At 36.2% G+C, this 15,749-nt stretch carries 13 protein-coding genes and 1 riboswitch; of the genes, 12 read left to right on the plus strand and 1 reads right to left on the minus strand.

Features of this window, described 5'->3' with window-relative positions:
* The first annotated feature begins 7 nt into the window (after nt 1–7).
* The 3 genes from AC51AA_RS15030 (at nt 8) to AC51AA_RS15040 (ending at nt 2,368) form a co-directional block, all read left to right on the plus strand.
* On the plus strand, nt 8–1,180 hold the full coding sequence (locus AC51AA_RS15030) for a trans-sulfuration enzyme family protein (RefSeq protein WP_500703041.1): 1,173 nt from the start codon (nt 8–10) through the stop codon (nt 1,178–1,180).
* Nucleotides 1,181–1,320: 140 nt separating this feature from the next.
* Entirely contained in the window at nt 1,321–1,827 is a 507-nt protein-coding gene (locus tag AC51AA_RS15035) for an RDD family protein (protein WP_500703042.1), read from the plus strand.
* A gap of 130 nt (nt 1,828–1,957) precedes the next feature.
* A complete protein-coding gene (locus AC51AA_RS15040) occupies nt 1,958–2,368 on the plus strand; it encodes an RrF2 family transcriptional regulator (RefSeq protein WP_500703043.1) in 411 nt (136 codons plus the stop codon).
* Between the two features lie 98 nt (nt 2,369–2,466).
* On the opposite strand, the gene AC51AA_RS15045 is transcribed toward AC51AA_RS15040, so the two are convergent.
* Nucleotides 2,467–3,249: a sulfite exporter TauE/SafE family protein gene (locus AC51AA_RS15045; protein WP_500703044.1), complete on the minus strand. Its 783-nt coding sequence runs from the start codon at nt 3,247–3,249 to the stop codon at nt 2,467–2,469.
* Nucleotides 3,250–3,556: 307 nt separating this feature from the next.
* Between AC51AA_RS15045 and AC51AA_RS15050 the strand changes: the two genes are divergently transcribed.
* From AC51AA_RS15050 to metH, 9 genes are all read left to right on the plus strand, one after another.
* Complete coding sequence (locus AC51AA_RS15050; protein ID WP_500703045.1) at nt 3,557–4,270, plus strand: phosphoadenylyl-sulfate reductase; 714 nt, start codon at nt 3,557–3,559, stop codon at nt 4,268–4,270.
* 94 nt (nt 4,271–4,364) lie between these two features.
* The gene (gene cysD, locus AC51AA_RS15055) at nt 4,365–5,264 is read left to right on the plus strand and encodes a sulfate adenylyltransferase subunit CysD (RefSeq protein ID WP_500703046.1); all 900 of its coding nucleotides are present in this window, start codon (nt 4,365–4,367) and stop codon (nt 5,262–5,264) included.
* 115 nt (nt 5,265–5,379) lie between these two features.
* Nucleotides 5,380–6,624 carry a sulfate adenylyltransferase subunit 1 gene (locus tag AC51AA_RS15060; protein WP_500703047.1) on the plus strand — a complete coding sequence of 415 codons (1,245 nt, stop codon included), beginning with the start codon at nt 5,380–5,382 and terminating at the stop codon, nt 6,622–6,624.
* Nucleotides 6,625–6,720: 96 nt separating this feature from the next.
* A complete protein-coding gene (locus AC51AA_RS15065; RefSeq protein WP_500703048.1) occupies nt 6,721–8,811 on the plus strand; it encodes a ferredoxin-like domain-containing protein in 2,091 nt (696 codons plus the stop codon).
* On the plus strand, nt 8,804–9,580 hold the full coding sequence (cobA, locus tag AC51AA_RS15070; RefSeq protein WP_500703049.1) for a uroporphyrinogen-III C-methyltransferase: 777 nt from the start codon (nt 8,804–8,806) through the stop codon (nt 9,578–9,580). The genes AC51AA_RS15065 and cobA overlap by 8 nt, the downstream gene beginning before the upstream one ends.
* 42 nt (nt 9,581–9,622) lie before the next feature.
* Nucleotides 9,623–10,198: a precorrin-2 dehydrogenase/sirohydrochlorin ferrochelatase family protein gene (locus AC51AA_RS15075; protein WP_500703050.1), complete on the plus strand. Its 576-nt coding sequence runs from the start codon at nt 9,623–9,625 to the stop codon at nt 10,196–10,198.
* A gap of 102 nt (nt 10,199–10,300) precedes the next feature.
* Nucleotides 10,301–11,353, plus strand: a complete 1,053-nt coding sequence (locus AC51AA_RS15080; protein WP_500705646.1) for an NAD(P)/FAD-dependent oxidoreductase — start codon at nt 10,301–10,303, stop codon at nt 11,351–11,353.
* A gap of 175 nt (nt 11,354–11,528) precedes the next feature.
* Nucleotides 11,529–11,644: riboswitch (SAM riboswitch) on the plus strand.
* A gap of 324 nt (nt 11,645–11,968) precedes the next feature.
* Entirely contained in the window at nt 11,969–12,973 is a 1,005-nt protein-coding gene (locus tag AC51AA_RS15085) for a homocysteine S-methyltransferase family protein (protein ID WP_500703051.1), read from the plus strand.
* A 98-nt stretch (nt 12,974–13,071) separates the two neighbouring features.
* Nucleotides 13,072–15,747, plus strand: coding sequence for a methionine synthase (gene metH, locus AC51AA_RS15090; RefSeq protein ID WP_500703052.1), 2,676 nt, complete (start codon nt 13,072–13,074; stop codon nt 15,745–15,747).
* Nucleotides 15,748–15,749: the final 2 nt, after the last annotated feature.

A 15,749-nucleotide genomic window follows, 5' to 3' on the forward strand; every position in this document is an offset into this window, starting at 1 on the left:
TAAAAGAATGAACGAACAAGAATTTGGCTTTGAAACTCAAGCCATTAGAACGCAATTAGAAAGAACGCAGTATTTAGAGCATTCGGTGCCATTATACTTATCATCAAGTTTTGTATTTGAAGATGCAGAAGACATGAGAGCTTCTTTTACAGAAGAAAAAGAAAGAAATATTTATAGTCGTTTTAGCAATCCGAACACTACTGAATTTGTAGATAAAATTTGTAAAATGGAAGGTGCTGAGGCAGGTTATGCTTTTGCAACTGGAATGGCAGCGGTTTATTCTACTTTTGCGGCCTTATTAAATTCGGGTGATCACATTGTATCGGCTAGTAGTGTTTTTGGCTCGACTCACGCCTTATTCAAGACTTATTTTCCTAAGTGGAATATCGAAACTTCTTATTTTGATATCAACAAGCCTGAAACCATTGAGAGTTTCATTCAGCCGAATACAAAAATATTATATGCAGAGTCACCTACAAATCCTGGTTGTGATATAATTGATTTGCAATTGTTGGGAGATATTGCGAAAAAACACAATCTGATTTTAATTATTGACAACTGTTTTGCAACACCATATATTCAGCAGCCTATTAAATTTGGAGCACATTTGGTAGTGCATTCCGCTACTAAATTAATAGATGGTCAAGGTCGTGTTTTAGGAGGAGTTACTGTTGGAAGTGAAGATTTAATCAGACAGATTTATTTATTTTCAAGAAATACAGGACCAGCTTTGTCGCCATTTAATGCTTGGGTGTTATCCAAAAGTTTAGAAACGCTAGCTATTCGTGTGGAGAAACACTGTGAGAACGCCTTAAAAGTGGCTGAGTTTCTAGAAGCGCATCCTAATGTAAATAGCGTGAAGTATCCGTTTTTGAAATCGCATCCACAATATGAAATTGCCAAAAAACAAATGAAACTAGGTGGAAACATCATTGCATTTGAAATAAAAGGCGGAATCGAAGCAGGAAGAAAATTTTTGAATGCCATTAAACTTTGCTCGTTGTCTGCCAATATCGGAGATACCAGATCAATTGTAACGCATCCAGCTTCAACTACACACAGTAAATTATCAGAAGAAGATCAATTGGCAGTGGGTATTACACAAGGTTTAGTGCGTGTTTCTGTTGGTTTAGAAACCATAGAAGATATCATTGCTGATTTAAAGCAAGCACTTTCTTAGGGATTCTTCAAAAGAATAGGTTTTGAATAACGATTTTTGACTGTAGAATTAATACTGTTAAAAATCGTTATTCTGTTTTAGATTTGTTTGGTTAAAAAGTATATTTTTGTTTAAAGCATTACAAATCAAAGTACTTTAACATGAGCAACACTACTTATATTCTGGATCATCAATTATTAGTGTCAAGCGGAAGACGATTTTTAAATTCTATTTTAGATCTTATTTTTTTTGTACTTTTCTTAGTGGGAGCCAGAATGGTAATCGAATTTATTACCTCTGTTTTGGGTCTAGATGCAGTCCGTAGTTGGATGAGTGGTTTGGGTGAGTTGTGGTGGAATTGTATTGGTTTTATAGCATCATTGCTGTATTATATTTTACTAGAAGGTTTTTTCGGACGAACTTTAGGAAAATTTGTTACCGGTACCATAGTGGTTGATGTCAATGGAAAGCAGCCCAGTTTTGGAACCATTTGTAAAAGGACTTTGAGTCGTTTAATTCCTTTTGATAGTTATTCTTTTTTAGGAAATGCAAGAGGCTGGCATGATTCCAATTCAGACACCTATGTGGTGGATAAAAAATCGCTGGAGGAAAGTGTTCAATTGTTTCATGAATTCAATAGTATAGGGCACAAGGAAACGGATGTTTAAATTGATGGATCGGGGATCCTTTTTATTCTTTTGTAATTCTTCATCCAAAAAGCATATTTTTGTTGAAGAATTATACGATGCCATTTCCATAGGTTAGAAATCTAAAATCAACAATTAAAAAATAACGAACGTGCTTTCAAAGAAAACAAAATACGGAATTAAGGCTTTAACCTATTTGGCCAGACGCGAGAATAACGAGCCTGTACAAATTGCTGAAATTGCGAAAAGTGAGCATATTTCCATTAAGTTTCTGGAGAGTATTTTGTTGCTGCTTCGAAATTCTGGTTTTCTAGGGGCTAAAAAAGGAAAAGGTGGTGGTTACTATCTGATTAAAGATCCAAAAGAGATCAGTATGGCCAAAGTATATCGCATCTTGGAAGGGCCTATTGCGTTACTGCCATGTGCGAGTCATAACTTTTATGAAAAATGCGATGATTGTGATGATGAAACCTCTTGTGCTGCTCGACGTTTAATGACCCAAGTGCGTGATAATACACTTAAAATATTGGAGAGTAATTCTCTAGCAGATATTGCATTTTAGATATTGCTACTTTAATACATAAAAAAAATGACCATTTCGATATTTTGAAATGGTCATTTTTTTTATGTGTTGATCTGTATGTTTTAAATAGCGTCAGTCTAAAAAAGTAATTTATAGCCCGCTAGGAATAGCATCACCGCAATAGCATTTCTGAGGAATAAATCGGGTACTCTACCGCTTAATATGCTGCCTAAGAAAATACCAGGAAGTGATCCCAGTAACAACTGAGCCAATAGGGTTAAATCTAGGTTCCCCATGGAGGCATGTCCAATACCAGCCACAAGAGTTAAAGGAACGGCGTGAGCAATTTCGGTTCCTACCAAACGTGGTGTCACTAAAAGGGGGTAAAGAAAAAATAAGGTAACCGTTCCTAAGGCACCAGCACCGATGGAAGTCAGTGTAACGGTCGCTCCTAGTAAAACGCCAATGGCAATGGTTAACATGTTTTGTGTGCGGCTTTCACGGTGAAATCGATCACCAGCATGTTTTTGAGAGAATACCAGTAGTCGCTTTTTGAATAAAATGGCCACTGATGTGAAAAGCAGTGCCCAACCCAAACTATGTTTGATTACGGCATTTATAGTAGTGATATCTGTTTTGATGCTATTGAGAATCCATAAAGTTAATAGGGATGCTGGAACACTTCCCAAAGTAAGCCATCCTGTAATAGACCAATTGATGTTGCCTTTTTTATGGTGTACAAATACACCTCCCATTTTGGTAAAGGCAGCATATAGTAAATCAGTCCCAACGGCTGTTGTTGGAGGAATTCCAAACCATAATAAAATAGGTGTCATTAACGAACCACCACCTACACCAGTTAAGCCGACGATAAAGCCAACAACTAAACCTGCAATTACAAGACCTATTTGGAAATCCATAAAAATTTTTTGGTAAAAATAACAACTATTTTATAATTATCCTATAGATATGGTAGACTTTAGAATTTTATTATCACAAGTAAAGAAAAGTGATCACTTATATACTTGAAATGCAGTTAAATACGTTTTTTAACTTAACGATACAATTTGTTAAATCCTAAAAAGAACCATTTGACGTAACTAGAAGAAAATTAGCGATGTAAAAAATTGAAATATTGTTTTGATATTTAGAAATAAGTAGTACTTTTGCGAAGTAATCTATTAAGCCGATAGGGTAATAGTTTTTAGATTTTAAATTAAGAATAGCATGAGTGTATCGATAGTAGAGTCAATAGTAGATAAAACGAAAGATTTTTCGCTTGAAGAAACATTGGTTTTTTTAGCAGAGGCGTATCCAGGGAAGGTGATCTTCTCCACTTCTTTTGGTCAGGAAGATCAGGTTATTACCGATTTTATTGCGAAAAGTAAAGCAGATATAACGATTTTCACTTTAGATACGGGAAGGTTGTTTCAAGAGACTTATGATGTTTTTCATAAAACATTAAAAAAGTATAAAAAACAAATTGAGGTTTATTTTCCTGAAGCAGCTGCTGTGGAAAGCTTGTTAAAACAAAAAGGACCTAATAGTTTTTATGAGTCGGTGGAGAATAGAAAAGAGTGTTGTTTTATTCGTAAAGTGGTTCCTCTTAGAAAAGCATTGTCTGGAAATGCAGTATGGATAACGGGTTTAAGAGCAGAGCAATCAGAGAATAGAAACGATTTACAATTGTTTGAATATGACGTAAATTTCGAGATAGTTAAATTTAATCCATTGTTAAAATGGTCGTTAGCGGAAGTTGAAAAGTATCTATCAGAAAATAATGTCCCACAAAATGCTTTGCACAAACAAGGGTTCGTCAGTATAGGCTGTGCACCGTGTACAAGAGCAATTTCCCCAGATGAAGATATAAGAGCTGGAAGATGGTGGTGGGAATCTAGTCATAAAGAATGTGGTTTGCATAGTGCAAAAAAAGAACAATAAAAAAGTACAGAGGGTATAAAAACAATAGTGGATAGTTTTAGATGAGGTTGTCAAACCGATGAGACAAAACTTGAAGCTCTTAAATAAGATAACAATGAGTTCAGTATTAAAAACAAACGCTCTTGAGAGCGAAGCAATATACATTTTCAGAGAAGTAATATCACAATTTGATAAACCTGTTTTGCTTTTCTCTGGAGGAAAAGATTCTATAACATTAGTGCGTTTGGCGCAAAAAGCATTTTTCCCAGCAAAAATTCCTTTTCCACTTTTACACGTTGATACAGGACATAATTTTCCTGAAACCATTGCTTTCAGAGATAAATTAGTTGAGGAATTAGGCTTAGAATTGATCGTTCGTAATGTTCAAGATGCGATTGATGAAGGAAAGGTTGTGGAGGAAACTGGAAAATACTCTAGTAGAAACTCTTTACAAACCATTACGCTTTTAGATGCTATTGAAGAATTTAAGTTCGATGCTTGTATTGGTGGTGCACGTCGTGATGAAGAAAAAGCAAGAGCTAAAGAACGTATTTTTTCAGTTCGTGACGATTTTGGTCAATGGGATGAAAAAAATCAGCGTCCTGAGTTATTTGATATTTTGAATGGAAAAATAGAAAATGGACAAAACGTTCGTGTTTTTCCAATTTCAAACTGGACAGAATTAGATGTTTGGAGTTATATCGAAAAAGAACATATCGAGATTCCATCTATCTATTTTTCACATAAAAGAAAAGTTTTTTTGAGAGACGGTTTAATTTGGTCACATTCTCCTTTTGTGTACCAAGAAAAAGACGAACAAATCGAAGAAAGAATTGTTCGTTTTAGAACCGTTGGAGATATGACTTGTACTGCTGCGGTTGATTCGTATGCTGCAACAATTCAGGAAGTAGTAGGTGAAATTAGAACATCAACTATTTCTGAAAGAGGGGCCAGAATTGATGACAAACGTTCTGAGGCAGCAATGGAAAAAAGAAAACAACAAGGATACTTTTAAATCGCAGAAAAGGACATTGTAAAAAGTAAAATTCAAAAAAACATAAGATTTAAACTTTAGAAGAAAGCATTAACGGCTTACTCAGAAATTTTAGATCTGAACAAAATAGACAAGAATGGAAGTTTTAAAAATAGCAACAGCAGGAAGTGTAGATGACGGAAAAAGTACTTTGATTGGAAGATTATTGTACGATACAAAATCATTGACTACAGATAAAATTGAAGCCATAGAAAAAAGCAGTAAGGCAAAAGGATATGATTACTTGGATTTTTCCCTTGCAACAGATGGATTGGTGGCAGAAAGAGAGCAAGGAATTACCATTGACGTAGCACATATTTATTTTTCGACTGCTAAGAAAAGTTACATTATTGCCGATACTCCTGGACACGTAGAATACACGCGTAACATGGTTACAGGAGCTTCGACTTCACAAGTTTCCATCATTTTGATTGATGCTCGAAAAGGGGTAATCGAACAGACCTACCGTCACTTTTTTATCAATAATTTATTGAGAGTAAAAGAGGTGATCGTGGCGATCAACAAAATGGACTTAGTCGATTATTCAGAAGAAGTTTATAATAAAATCAAAGCAGATTTCCAGGCATTAAACGCGAAAAGTACTTTTAAAGAACAAAACGTAAGTTATATTCCTTTAAGTGCAATCAATGGTGGAAATGTTGTGGATAAATCAGAGAACATGACATGGTATGAAGGTCAAACCGTTTTAGAGCATTTAGAAGGACTACATTCTTCAGATGTTTTTGAAACAGGAAAAGCCCGTTTCCCAGTTCAAACAGTGATTCGTCCAAAAACAGAAGAGTACCATGATTTTAGAGGTTATGCTGGAAAATTATATGGGAACTCGATTAAAGTTGGAGATGCCGTAACAGTTTTACCTTCTTTAACGGAATCAAAAGTGGCGAAGATTCATTTCTTTGATAAAACCTATGAGGAAGCTGTTGCCGGTTCTTCTATTACTATTGAATTAGAAAATGATATCAATGTAACCAGAGGAGATATGATTGTAAAATCAGCGGAACTTCCAAAAATAGAAAAAGACATCACGACAACTGTTTGTTGGATGGATGCTAAGAAATTAGTTCCAGGAACTAAATATATTGTACAGCACAATACCAATAGAGTTTTGGCTAAAATTGAAAGTATCAAAAATACCATCGCAACGGATTACTCAGGTACTACTCCAGCAAGCGAATTAGCGATCAATGAAATAGGAGAAGTAAGTATCAAATTAAGTAAAGCATTATATTTTGATGCCTATAACGATAATAAATCAAACGGAGCTTTTATCTTAATTGATACCGCTACCAATACAACCGCAGGAGTAGGATTTATTCGATAAGAGCAATGGGCTTTAAGCAATAAGCCTTAGGTAGAAAAGAACAAAGTTTAAAGGAAGCTTATAGCGTATAGCTTAAAGCCTAAAGCAAAAAAGAAAATGGAAAGTTTTAGAACAGAAATAGAAAATCCGATCGTTCAGAAAGAAATCATCGATTTGGAGAAAAAGATTCATTTATTCCGTGGAGGAAAAATTGATGATGAACGTTTTCGTAGCCTTCGTTTAGCACGTGGGATTTATGGACAACGTCAAGAAGGTGTTCAAATGATTCGTATTAAATTGCCATATGGTAAAGTGACCAGTGAGCAATTGGTGCGTATTACTAAGGTTTCTGATGAATATTCTACAGGACGCTTGCATATCACTACACGTCAAGACATTCAGATTCACTATGTGAGTTTGGATAGAACTCCAGAACTTTGGGCCAATTTAGCCAAAGATGATGTTACTTTACGTGAAGCTTGTGGAAACACCGTTCGTAATATTACCGCTAGCGAATTGGCTGGTGTAGATGTAAATGAGCCATTTGATGTTTCGCCATATGCACATGCGATGTTTCAATATTTATTGAGAAATCCTATTTGTCAAGAAATGGGGCGTAAATTCAAAATTTCGTTTTCCTCTTCTGATGAAGATACCGCTTTGAGTTATTTACACGATTTAGGATTTATTCCTAAAATTGTAGATGGCGTTCGTGGATTTAAAATATTATTAGGTGGGGGATTAGGTTCGCAGCCAGCGCATGCTGAATTGCTTTCAGAATTTGTACCTGCTAACCAAATCATTCCAACGGCTGAAGGCGTAATTCGTATTTTTGACAGATACGGAGAACGTGCTAAAAGAATGAAAGCACGTATGAAATTTTTAATCAAAGAAATCGGAAAAGATGTCTTTTTGGATTTGGTTGAAAAAGAGAAAAAGGCGATCGCCTTTGAAACCTACGAAATTGATACTACTGCTTTTGATGCACCAATTCCAGAGCCGTTATTAACGGTTCCGATGGTAACTATTGAAGATACTAAGGCGTATGAAGCTTGGAAGAAATCCAATGTAATTGCGCAAAAACAAAGCGGGTATTATACCATTGGAATAAAAGTTTTATTAGGAGATTTTTATACTGATAAAGCCAGACTATTAGCTGATTTAATTAAAAATTATGCAGCAAATGAATTGCGTTTTTCATTGCGTCAAAATATTGTCATTCGACACGTCAAAGAAGCTAATTTACCGTTCTTTTATCAAGAATTAAGTAAACTTGGATTTGTGGATCTTGGTTATAATTCTACTGCAGATATTACAGCTTGTCCAGGTACAGATACTTGTAATTTAGGAATTGCAAGCAGTACGGGTATTGCAGACGAATTAGAGAAAGTCTTAAAAGCTGAATATCCTCAGTATTTAAACAATCAGGAAATTGAAATAAAAATTAGTGGTTGTATGAATGCTTGTGGACAACACAATATGTCTGCAATTGGTTTTCAAGGAATGTCGATTAATTCAGGGAAATTAGTGGCTCCAGCTTTACAAGTTTTGTTAGGTGGAGGAAGATTAGGAAATGGAGTTGGTCGTTTTGCTGATAAAGTGATCAAAATCCCTAGTCGTAGAGGGCCAGATGCTTTGCGTACCATCTTAAATGATTTTGATGCCAATGCCAACGGACAAAAATTCCTAAATTATTATGATGCAAAAGGAGAGAAATATTTCTATGAAATTTTAAAACCTTTCGCTGATGTAACCAATTTAACTGAAGCTGATTTTATTGACTGGGGTAATGCCGATAATTATGTAAAAGCAGTTGGAGTTGGAGAATGTGCTGGTGTTGTAATTGATTTAGTAGCTACTTTATTATTAGAGGCAAAAGATAAATTGACTTTTGCACAAGAATCATTCGATGAAAATAAATGGTCAGATGCTATTTATCACGCTTACGCTGGATTTGTAAATGGTGCCAAAGCCTTGTTGCTTTCTGAAAACGAAAAAACAAATAACCACGCAGGAATTGTTGATTTATTTGATACCGTTTTTACAGCAACATCTAAGATTGAATTGGCAACAACATTCAGGGAATTAGTATATCAAATCAATCAAACTGAACCTTCTGAAGCGTTTGCGAAAAAATATATTCAAGAAGGAATTGCATTTTTTGATACCATAGAAAAATATAGAGCTCAAGAATTAGCAAATGCTTAATACCATAAAACCCAAAGTAACTTTAGTTGGAGCAGGTCCTGGAGATCCGGATTTGATTACACTGAAAGCCGTAAAAGCACTAGCTGAAGCGAATGTGGTTTTGTACGATGCATTGGCCAATGATGAAATATTAGCGCACGCTCCTAAAAATGCCATTAAGATTTTCGTTGGAAAAAAAATAGGAGATCACGCTTATACGCAAGATCAAATCAATCAATTGATTGTGGATAATGCATTAACCTATGGAAATGTGGTGCGTTTAAAAGGGGGAGATCCTTTTATTTTTGGACGTGGAAGCGAGGAAATAGAATTTAGTGAAAGTTTCGGCATTCCGACATTTGTTGTTCCAGGGATATCTTCGGCAGTTGCCGTTCCGGCGAGCCAGGGGATTTCGATCACCAAAAGAGGAGTTTCTGAAAGTTTCTGGGTGATTACCGGGACAACTTCCGATAGAAAGATGTCTGCAGATGTAGCCTTGGCTGCGCAGTCATCAGCAACAGTTGTGATTTTGATGGGCATGCATAAGTTGCCTCAAATCATCGAATTGTTTCAAAAACAAGACAAAGGAAACTTACCTGTAGCGATTATTCAAAACGGAACAACAGCAAATGAAAAAGTAGGAATTGGAACAGTAGACTCCATTTTAAATATCGTAGAAGAACAACGATTAAGTTCACCAGCGATTATTGTTCTTGGAGAAGTGGTTCGCCAAAGCAATAAATTAAAAGGATGTTACGAAGAGTTTCTTTCAAAGGAAAGTGTTCGATAAAAAATAAATCATCTAATTTTGGTGGGATGAAAATAGATTAAAATGGAACAAAACGAATTATATCCAATATTTTTAAAACTGCACAATCTAAATGTACTGATTGTTGGTGCAGGAAATGTTGGTTTAGAGAAACTGTCTTTTTTGTTAAAGTCGAGTCCCAATGCTAATGTTGAGGTTGTTGCGCCAAATTTTCATTTAGAAATTAAGGTCTTAGCGGAGCAACATCCTTCGATTACATTAACCGAGTCGAAGTTTAAGAAGAAAATGCTCAAAAGACGCCATATGGTAATTGCTTGTACCGATGATTTAAAAGTGAATGAAAGAGTATATGAGTTATCAAGAAAGCGTTATTTGATTTGTAATATTGCCGATACACCAGATTTATGTGATTATTATTTGGGGGGGATTGTGACCAAAGGAAATGTGAAAATTGCCATTTCCACTAACGGGAAGTCGCCCACAACAGCCAAAAGATTGCGTGAGTTTTTTGAGGACGTCATTCCTGAAGATATCAATAAAATGGTAGAGAATTTAAACCAGTACAGAAAAACACTCAAGGGAGACTTTGAAGAGAAGGTTAAAAAGATGAACGAAATTACCGCTTCATTAAAAAAATAGAGAGTAAAAAAAACTCAAAGAAATGAATGATAAAAATCATTGAAATTCGAAGAAATTATTCGTTCCTTTGTATTATTAAGAATGATTATAAACAACAACATGATGATTAAAACAGATATATTAATAATAGGCGCAGGTCCAACAGGTTTATTTGCTGTATTCGAAGCAGGTTTGTTAAAATTAAAATGCCATATATTAGATGCTTTACCGCAAGCAGGAGGTCAACTCTCGGAGTTATATCCAAAGAAACCTATTTATGATATTCCTGGATTTCCAGAAGTATTAGCAGGTGATTTAGTTGACAACCTACAGGAACAAATTAAGCAATTTGAACCAGGTTATACATTAGGAGAGCGTGCTGAAACGATCGAGAAACAAGAAGACGGAAGTTTTATTGTAACCTCAAACAAAGGGACTAAATTTCATGCACCAGTTATCGCTATTGCTGGAGGTTTAGGGAGTTTTGAACCACGTAAGCCACTTATTGAAGATATCGAGTTTTATGAAGATAAAGGAGTGAAGTACTTCATCAAGAATCCAGAAAAATTCAGAGATAAAAGAGTCGTTATTGCTGGAGGTGGAGATTCTGCTTTAGACTGGAGCATTTTCCTTTCTAATGTGGCTTCAGAGGTCACTTTAATTCACCGTAGAAATGAATTCAGAGGGGCTTTAGATTCTGTAGAAAAAGTACAAGAATTAAAAACGTCTGGAAAAATTAAATTAATCACCCCTGCAGAGGTAATCGGAATCAACGGTGCTGAACATATTGAATCGTTAGATATCGAAGAAAATGGTGCACACCGTAAAATCGAAACGGATTACTTTATTCCACTTTTCGGATTAACGCCGAAATTAGGTCCAATTGGAGACTGGGGATTGGATATTGAAAAAAATGCGATTAAAGTAAATAATGCTTTAGATTATCAAACGAATATTCCAGGGATTTTTGCCATTGGAGACGTAAATACTTATCCTGGGAAATTGAAATTGATTCTTTGTGGTTTTCACGAAGCCACTTTGATGTGTCAAGCAGCATATCAAATTATCAATCCTGGTAAAAAATACGTTTTAAAATACACAACTGTTTCTGGTATCGATGGTTTCGACGGAACTCGTAAAGAAGCGCCAAAAGCGGTTGTTAAAGCAATTATCTAGCTTTTTAAAAGCGAAGAAAGTAGCTTTTTAAGTTAAATAAGACGTTCGAATTTGCTTTTTTTGAGCTAGAACCTTAGTAACTTAACAAGTCTGCACCTTTATAAAAAAATCTAGCGCTAATACTTGCAAGTATTGGCGCTATGTGTTTACTTTGCACTGTTCCTATATTTATTGAAAGTTATCACGAAAGGCGGAGGGAAAGACCCGATGAAACCTTAGCAACCCTTTATCATAAAGAAGGTGCTACATTCTACTTAATACGCATTCTGCAGTATATAAGATAGATAACAAAAATACACAAAGTATTTCTCAAAACTTTTCTTGACAACCTTACAATATAAATTTACTGATTCAGTAGCACTAGCGAATCATTGGCGCTGTTATGCCGTCAATAGTTCTCCTAGCAGACTATACTCTTTTATTCTCAAGGGCAGAACTAAAGGATTCTTGCTTGTGCGGAAGTGTACAGTTACGACTAGTGAATTTTTGGAATTAATATGAATCAAAATATCGTGTTGGATGGCTTGGGGCTTTAAAGTCCGCTGGCCGTTTTAAGTTCGAAATTATAATTAAAAAAAGCAAAGTGCCTTAGCGTTTTGCAAGAAAAGGGAAAACATGTCGATAACAATTCAAGAAGCAATTAAAAAAAATATCCTAATCCTTGACGGAGCAATGGGAACGATGTTGCAACGCTATAATTTCTCAGAAGAAGACTTCAGAGGAGAGCGTTTCAAAGATTTTCCACATCCCCTAAAAGGAAATAACGATTTACTATCCATAACACAACCACATGCTATTCGCGATGTCCACGCCGCTTATTATGAAGCGGGTGCAGACATCGTAGAAACCAACACATTTTCAGGGACTACCATTGGAATGGCGGATTATTTTCTAGAAGATTTGGTTTATGAATTAAACTACGAATCGGCTAAAATTGCCCGACAAGTAGCGGATGAATTTACAGCCAAAAATCCTGAAAAACCACGTTTTGTTGCAGGTTCAATAGGACCAACAAATCGTACAGCAAGCATGTCGCCTGATGTAAATGATCCTGGCTACAGAGCAGTAACCTTCGATGATTTGCGCATCGCTTACAAACAACAAGTTGAAGCTTTAATGGATGGGGGCTGTGATTTACTATTGGTTGAAACCATCTTTGATACCTTAAATGCAAAAGCAGCACTTTTTGCTATCGAAGAAGTTAAAGAGGAACGCAATATGGATATCCCAATCATGGTTTCAGGAACTATTACCGATGCTTCAGGGAGAACACTTTCTGGGCAAACCGTGGAAGCATTCTTGATTTCAGTTTCACATATTCCTTTGTTAAGTGTTGGATTCAATTGTGCTTTAGGAGCTGATTTATTGAAGCCTTATTTAAAAACATTATCACAGCATACACAGTTTAATATATCGGCGCACCCAAATGCAGGTTTGCCAAATGCTTTCGGACAATATGATGAGACACCTGAGGAAATGCAAGCGCTGATCAAAGAATATTTAGAGGATAACTTAATTAATATCATTGGAGGTTGTTGTGGAACAACTCCTGATCATATTCGATTAATTGCTGATATAGCAAAAGACTATAAGCCACGTTTGGCTCCAGTATTGGAATAATGATGTTGTGCAAGGAGGTAAAAGCGTTGCAGGATAAAAGTATAGAATAAAAACTCGGACCCTTAAGATTCTAGGGACTAAGTAACTCAAAAAAAGAAATGGCAGAAAATAGAAGAGACCTTGTATTAGCAGGATTAGAACCGTTAATCATTACGCCTAACAGTGTTTTTGTAAACATTGGAGAGCGTACAAATGTTACTGGTTCAAGAAAATTCCTTCGTCTGATCAAGGAAGAGAAATATGACGAGGCACTTGATATTGCAAGACAACAAGTAGAAGGTGGGGCACAAATCATCGATATCAATATGGATGAAGGTATGCTTGATGGTGTGCACGCCATGACCAAATTCCTAAATTTGATTGCATCGGAACCCGATATTTCGAGAGTGCCCATTATGATCGACAGTTCGAAATGGGAAATTATTGAAGCGGGTCTTAAAGTAGTACAAGGAAAAAGCGTTGTAAACTCGATTTCATTAAAAGAAGGTGAAGAAGCCTTTATTCATCATGCCAAATTAATCAAACGTTATGGAGCAGCAGCTATTATCATGGCTTTTGACGAAGTGGGTCAAGCTGATAATTTTGACCGTAGAGTTGAAATCTGTCAACGTTCGTATGATATTTTAGTACATAAAGTGGGTTTCCCACCTCAGGATATTATTTTCGATTTGAATATTTTCCCTGTTGCAACCGGAATGGATGAGCACCGCTTAAATGCGTTGGACTTCTTTAGAGGTACAAAATGGGTTCGTGAAAATCTACCTCATGCCCATATTAGTGGTGGTGTAAGTAACGTTTCGTTCTCTTTTAGAGGAAACGATACGGTACGTGAAGCGATGCACTCTGTGTTTTTGTATCATGCTATTCAGCATGGAATGACAATGGGAATTGTAAATCCGGAAATGCTTTCGATTTATGATGATATTCCAAAAGATTTATTAGAGCACGTTGAAGATGTAATTCTCAACAGACGTGATGATGCGACTGAACGTTTATTAGATTTTGCTGAGAATGTAAAAGGAGAGGTGAAAAGCGATGAGAAAGCGATTCAGGAATGGCGTTTAGGAACTGTTCAGGAACGTATCACGCATTCACTTGTGAAAGGAGTTGATGCCTTTATCGAGTTAGATGTTGAAGAAGCTCGCTTGGCTGCTACAAAACCAATTGAGGTAATTGAAATCAACTTAATGACCGGAATGAACGTTGTAGGAGATTTATTCGGAAGCGGAAAAATGTTCTTGCCACAAGTAGTGAAATCGGCTCGTGTAATGAAAAAAGCCGTGGCGTATTTGTTGCCTTATATCGAAGCAAGTAAACAAGCTGGTGACAAACAAGGAAACGGAAAAATCCTGATGGCGACTGTAAAAGGTGACGTTCACGATATTGGAAAAAACATTGTTTCAGTCGTTTTGGCTTGTAACAATTACGAGATTGTTGATTTAGGTGTAATGGTGCCTCCAGAAAAAATTATTGCCGCTGCGATTGAACATAATGTTGACATTATTGGATTAAGCGGATTAATTACGCCTTCGCTTGACGAAATGGTGTATTTGGCCAAAGAATTAGACAAACAAGGAATAAAAATTCCGATTATGATTGGTGGAGCAACAACTTCGCGCGCGCATACTGCCGTGAAAATTGCACCACAATATAGAGAAACGGTAATTCACGTAAACGATGCTTCTAGAGCCGTTACGGTTGCTGGAAATTTATTAGATCATAACCGTAAAGTATATGCAAGTGATATTCGCGCAGAATATGATGCTTTTAGAGAAACATTTTTAAATCGTTCAAGAGATAAAAACTTCTTAACCATTGAGCAAGCACGTAAAAACAAATTACAATTGGATTGGAACGAATATACACCAACCAAACCAAAGGTAATTGGAAAGCAGATCGTCGAAGTAGAACTGGATGTTTTGGTTCCGTATATCGACTGGACGCCCTTTTTTAGAACATGGGAATTGTTTGGAAAATATCCGGCAATTTTAACCGATGAAGTAGTGGGAGAACAAGCCACTTCTGTATTTGCGGATGCTCAGGAAATGTTGAAAGTTATACTGGCAGAGAAAAAATTGACGGCAAAAGGTATTTATGGAATTTTCCCAGCGAATCAAATTGATGATGACGATATTGAATTGCGTGATGAAAACGGAAAAGTTTTGGAGAAATTCTTAACGCTTCGTCAACAATCGCAAAAAACCAAAGGGGCACCAAATATCGCTCTGTCTGATTTTATCTTGCCAAAAGATTCAGGAATTACAGATTATATTGGCGCTTTTTGCGTAACAACGGGCTTTGGTGTAGACGAATGGGCTGCTGAATTCGAAAAAGATCTAGACGATTACAATTCGATTATGGTTAAAGCACTTGCAGATCGTTTTGCTGAGGCATTCGCTGAATATTTACATGAAAAAGTACGTCAAGATTTCTGGGGTTATGATCCTGAAGAAGCCTTGTCAACGGAAGATTTGATTGAAGAAAATTACAAAGGAATTCGCCCTGCGCCAGGTTATCCAGCATGCCCGGATCACTTGGAGAAACCAACCATTTGGAAACTCTTAAATGTAGATAAAGAAATTGGAGTGACCCTGACCGAAAGTATGGCCATGTGGCCAGCATCATCCGTTTCTGGATATTATTTCGGAAATCCAAAAAGTAAATATTTTGGACTCGGAAAAATAAAAGAAGATCAGGTAGTGGATTACGCCAAACGACGTAATGTTCCGACTGATTACGCAGCAAAGTGGTTAAATCCGAATATAGCAGACTAAAA

The organism is Flavobacterium sp. OHVDL-2026-0007, assembly GCF_059882335.1.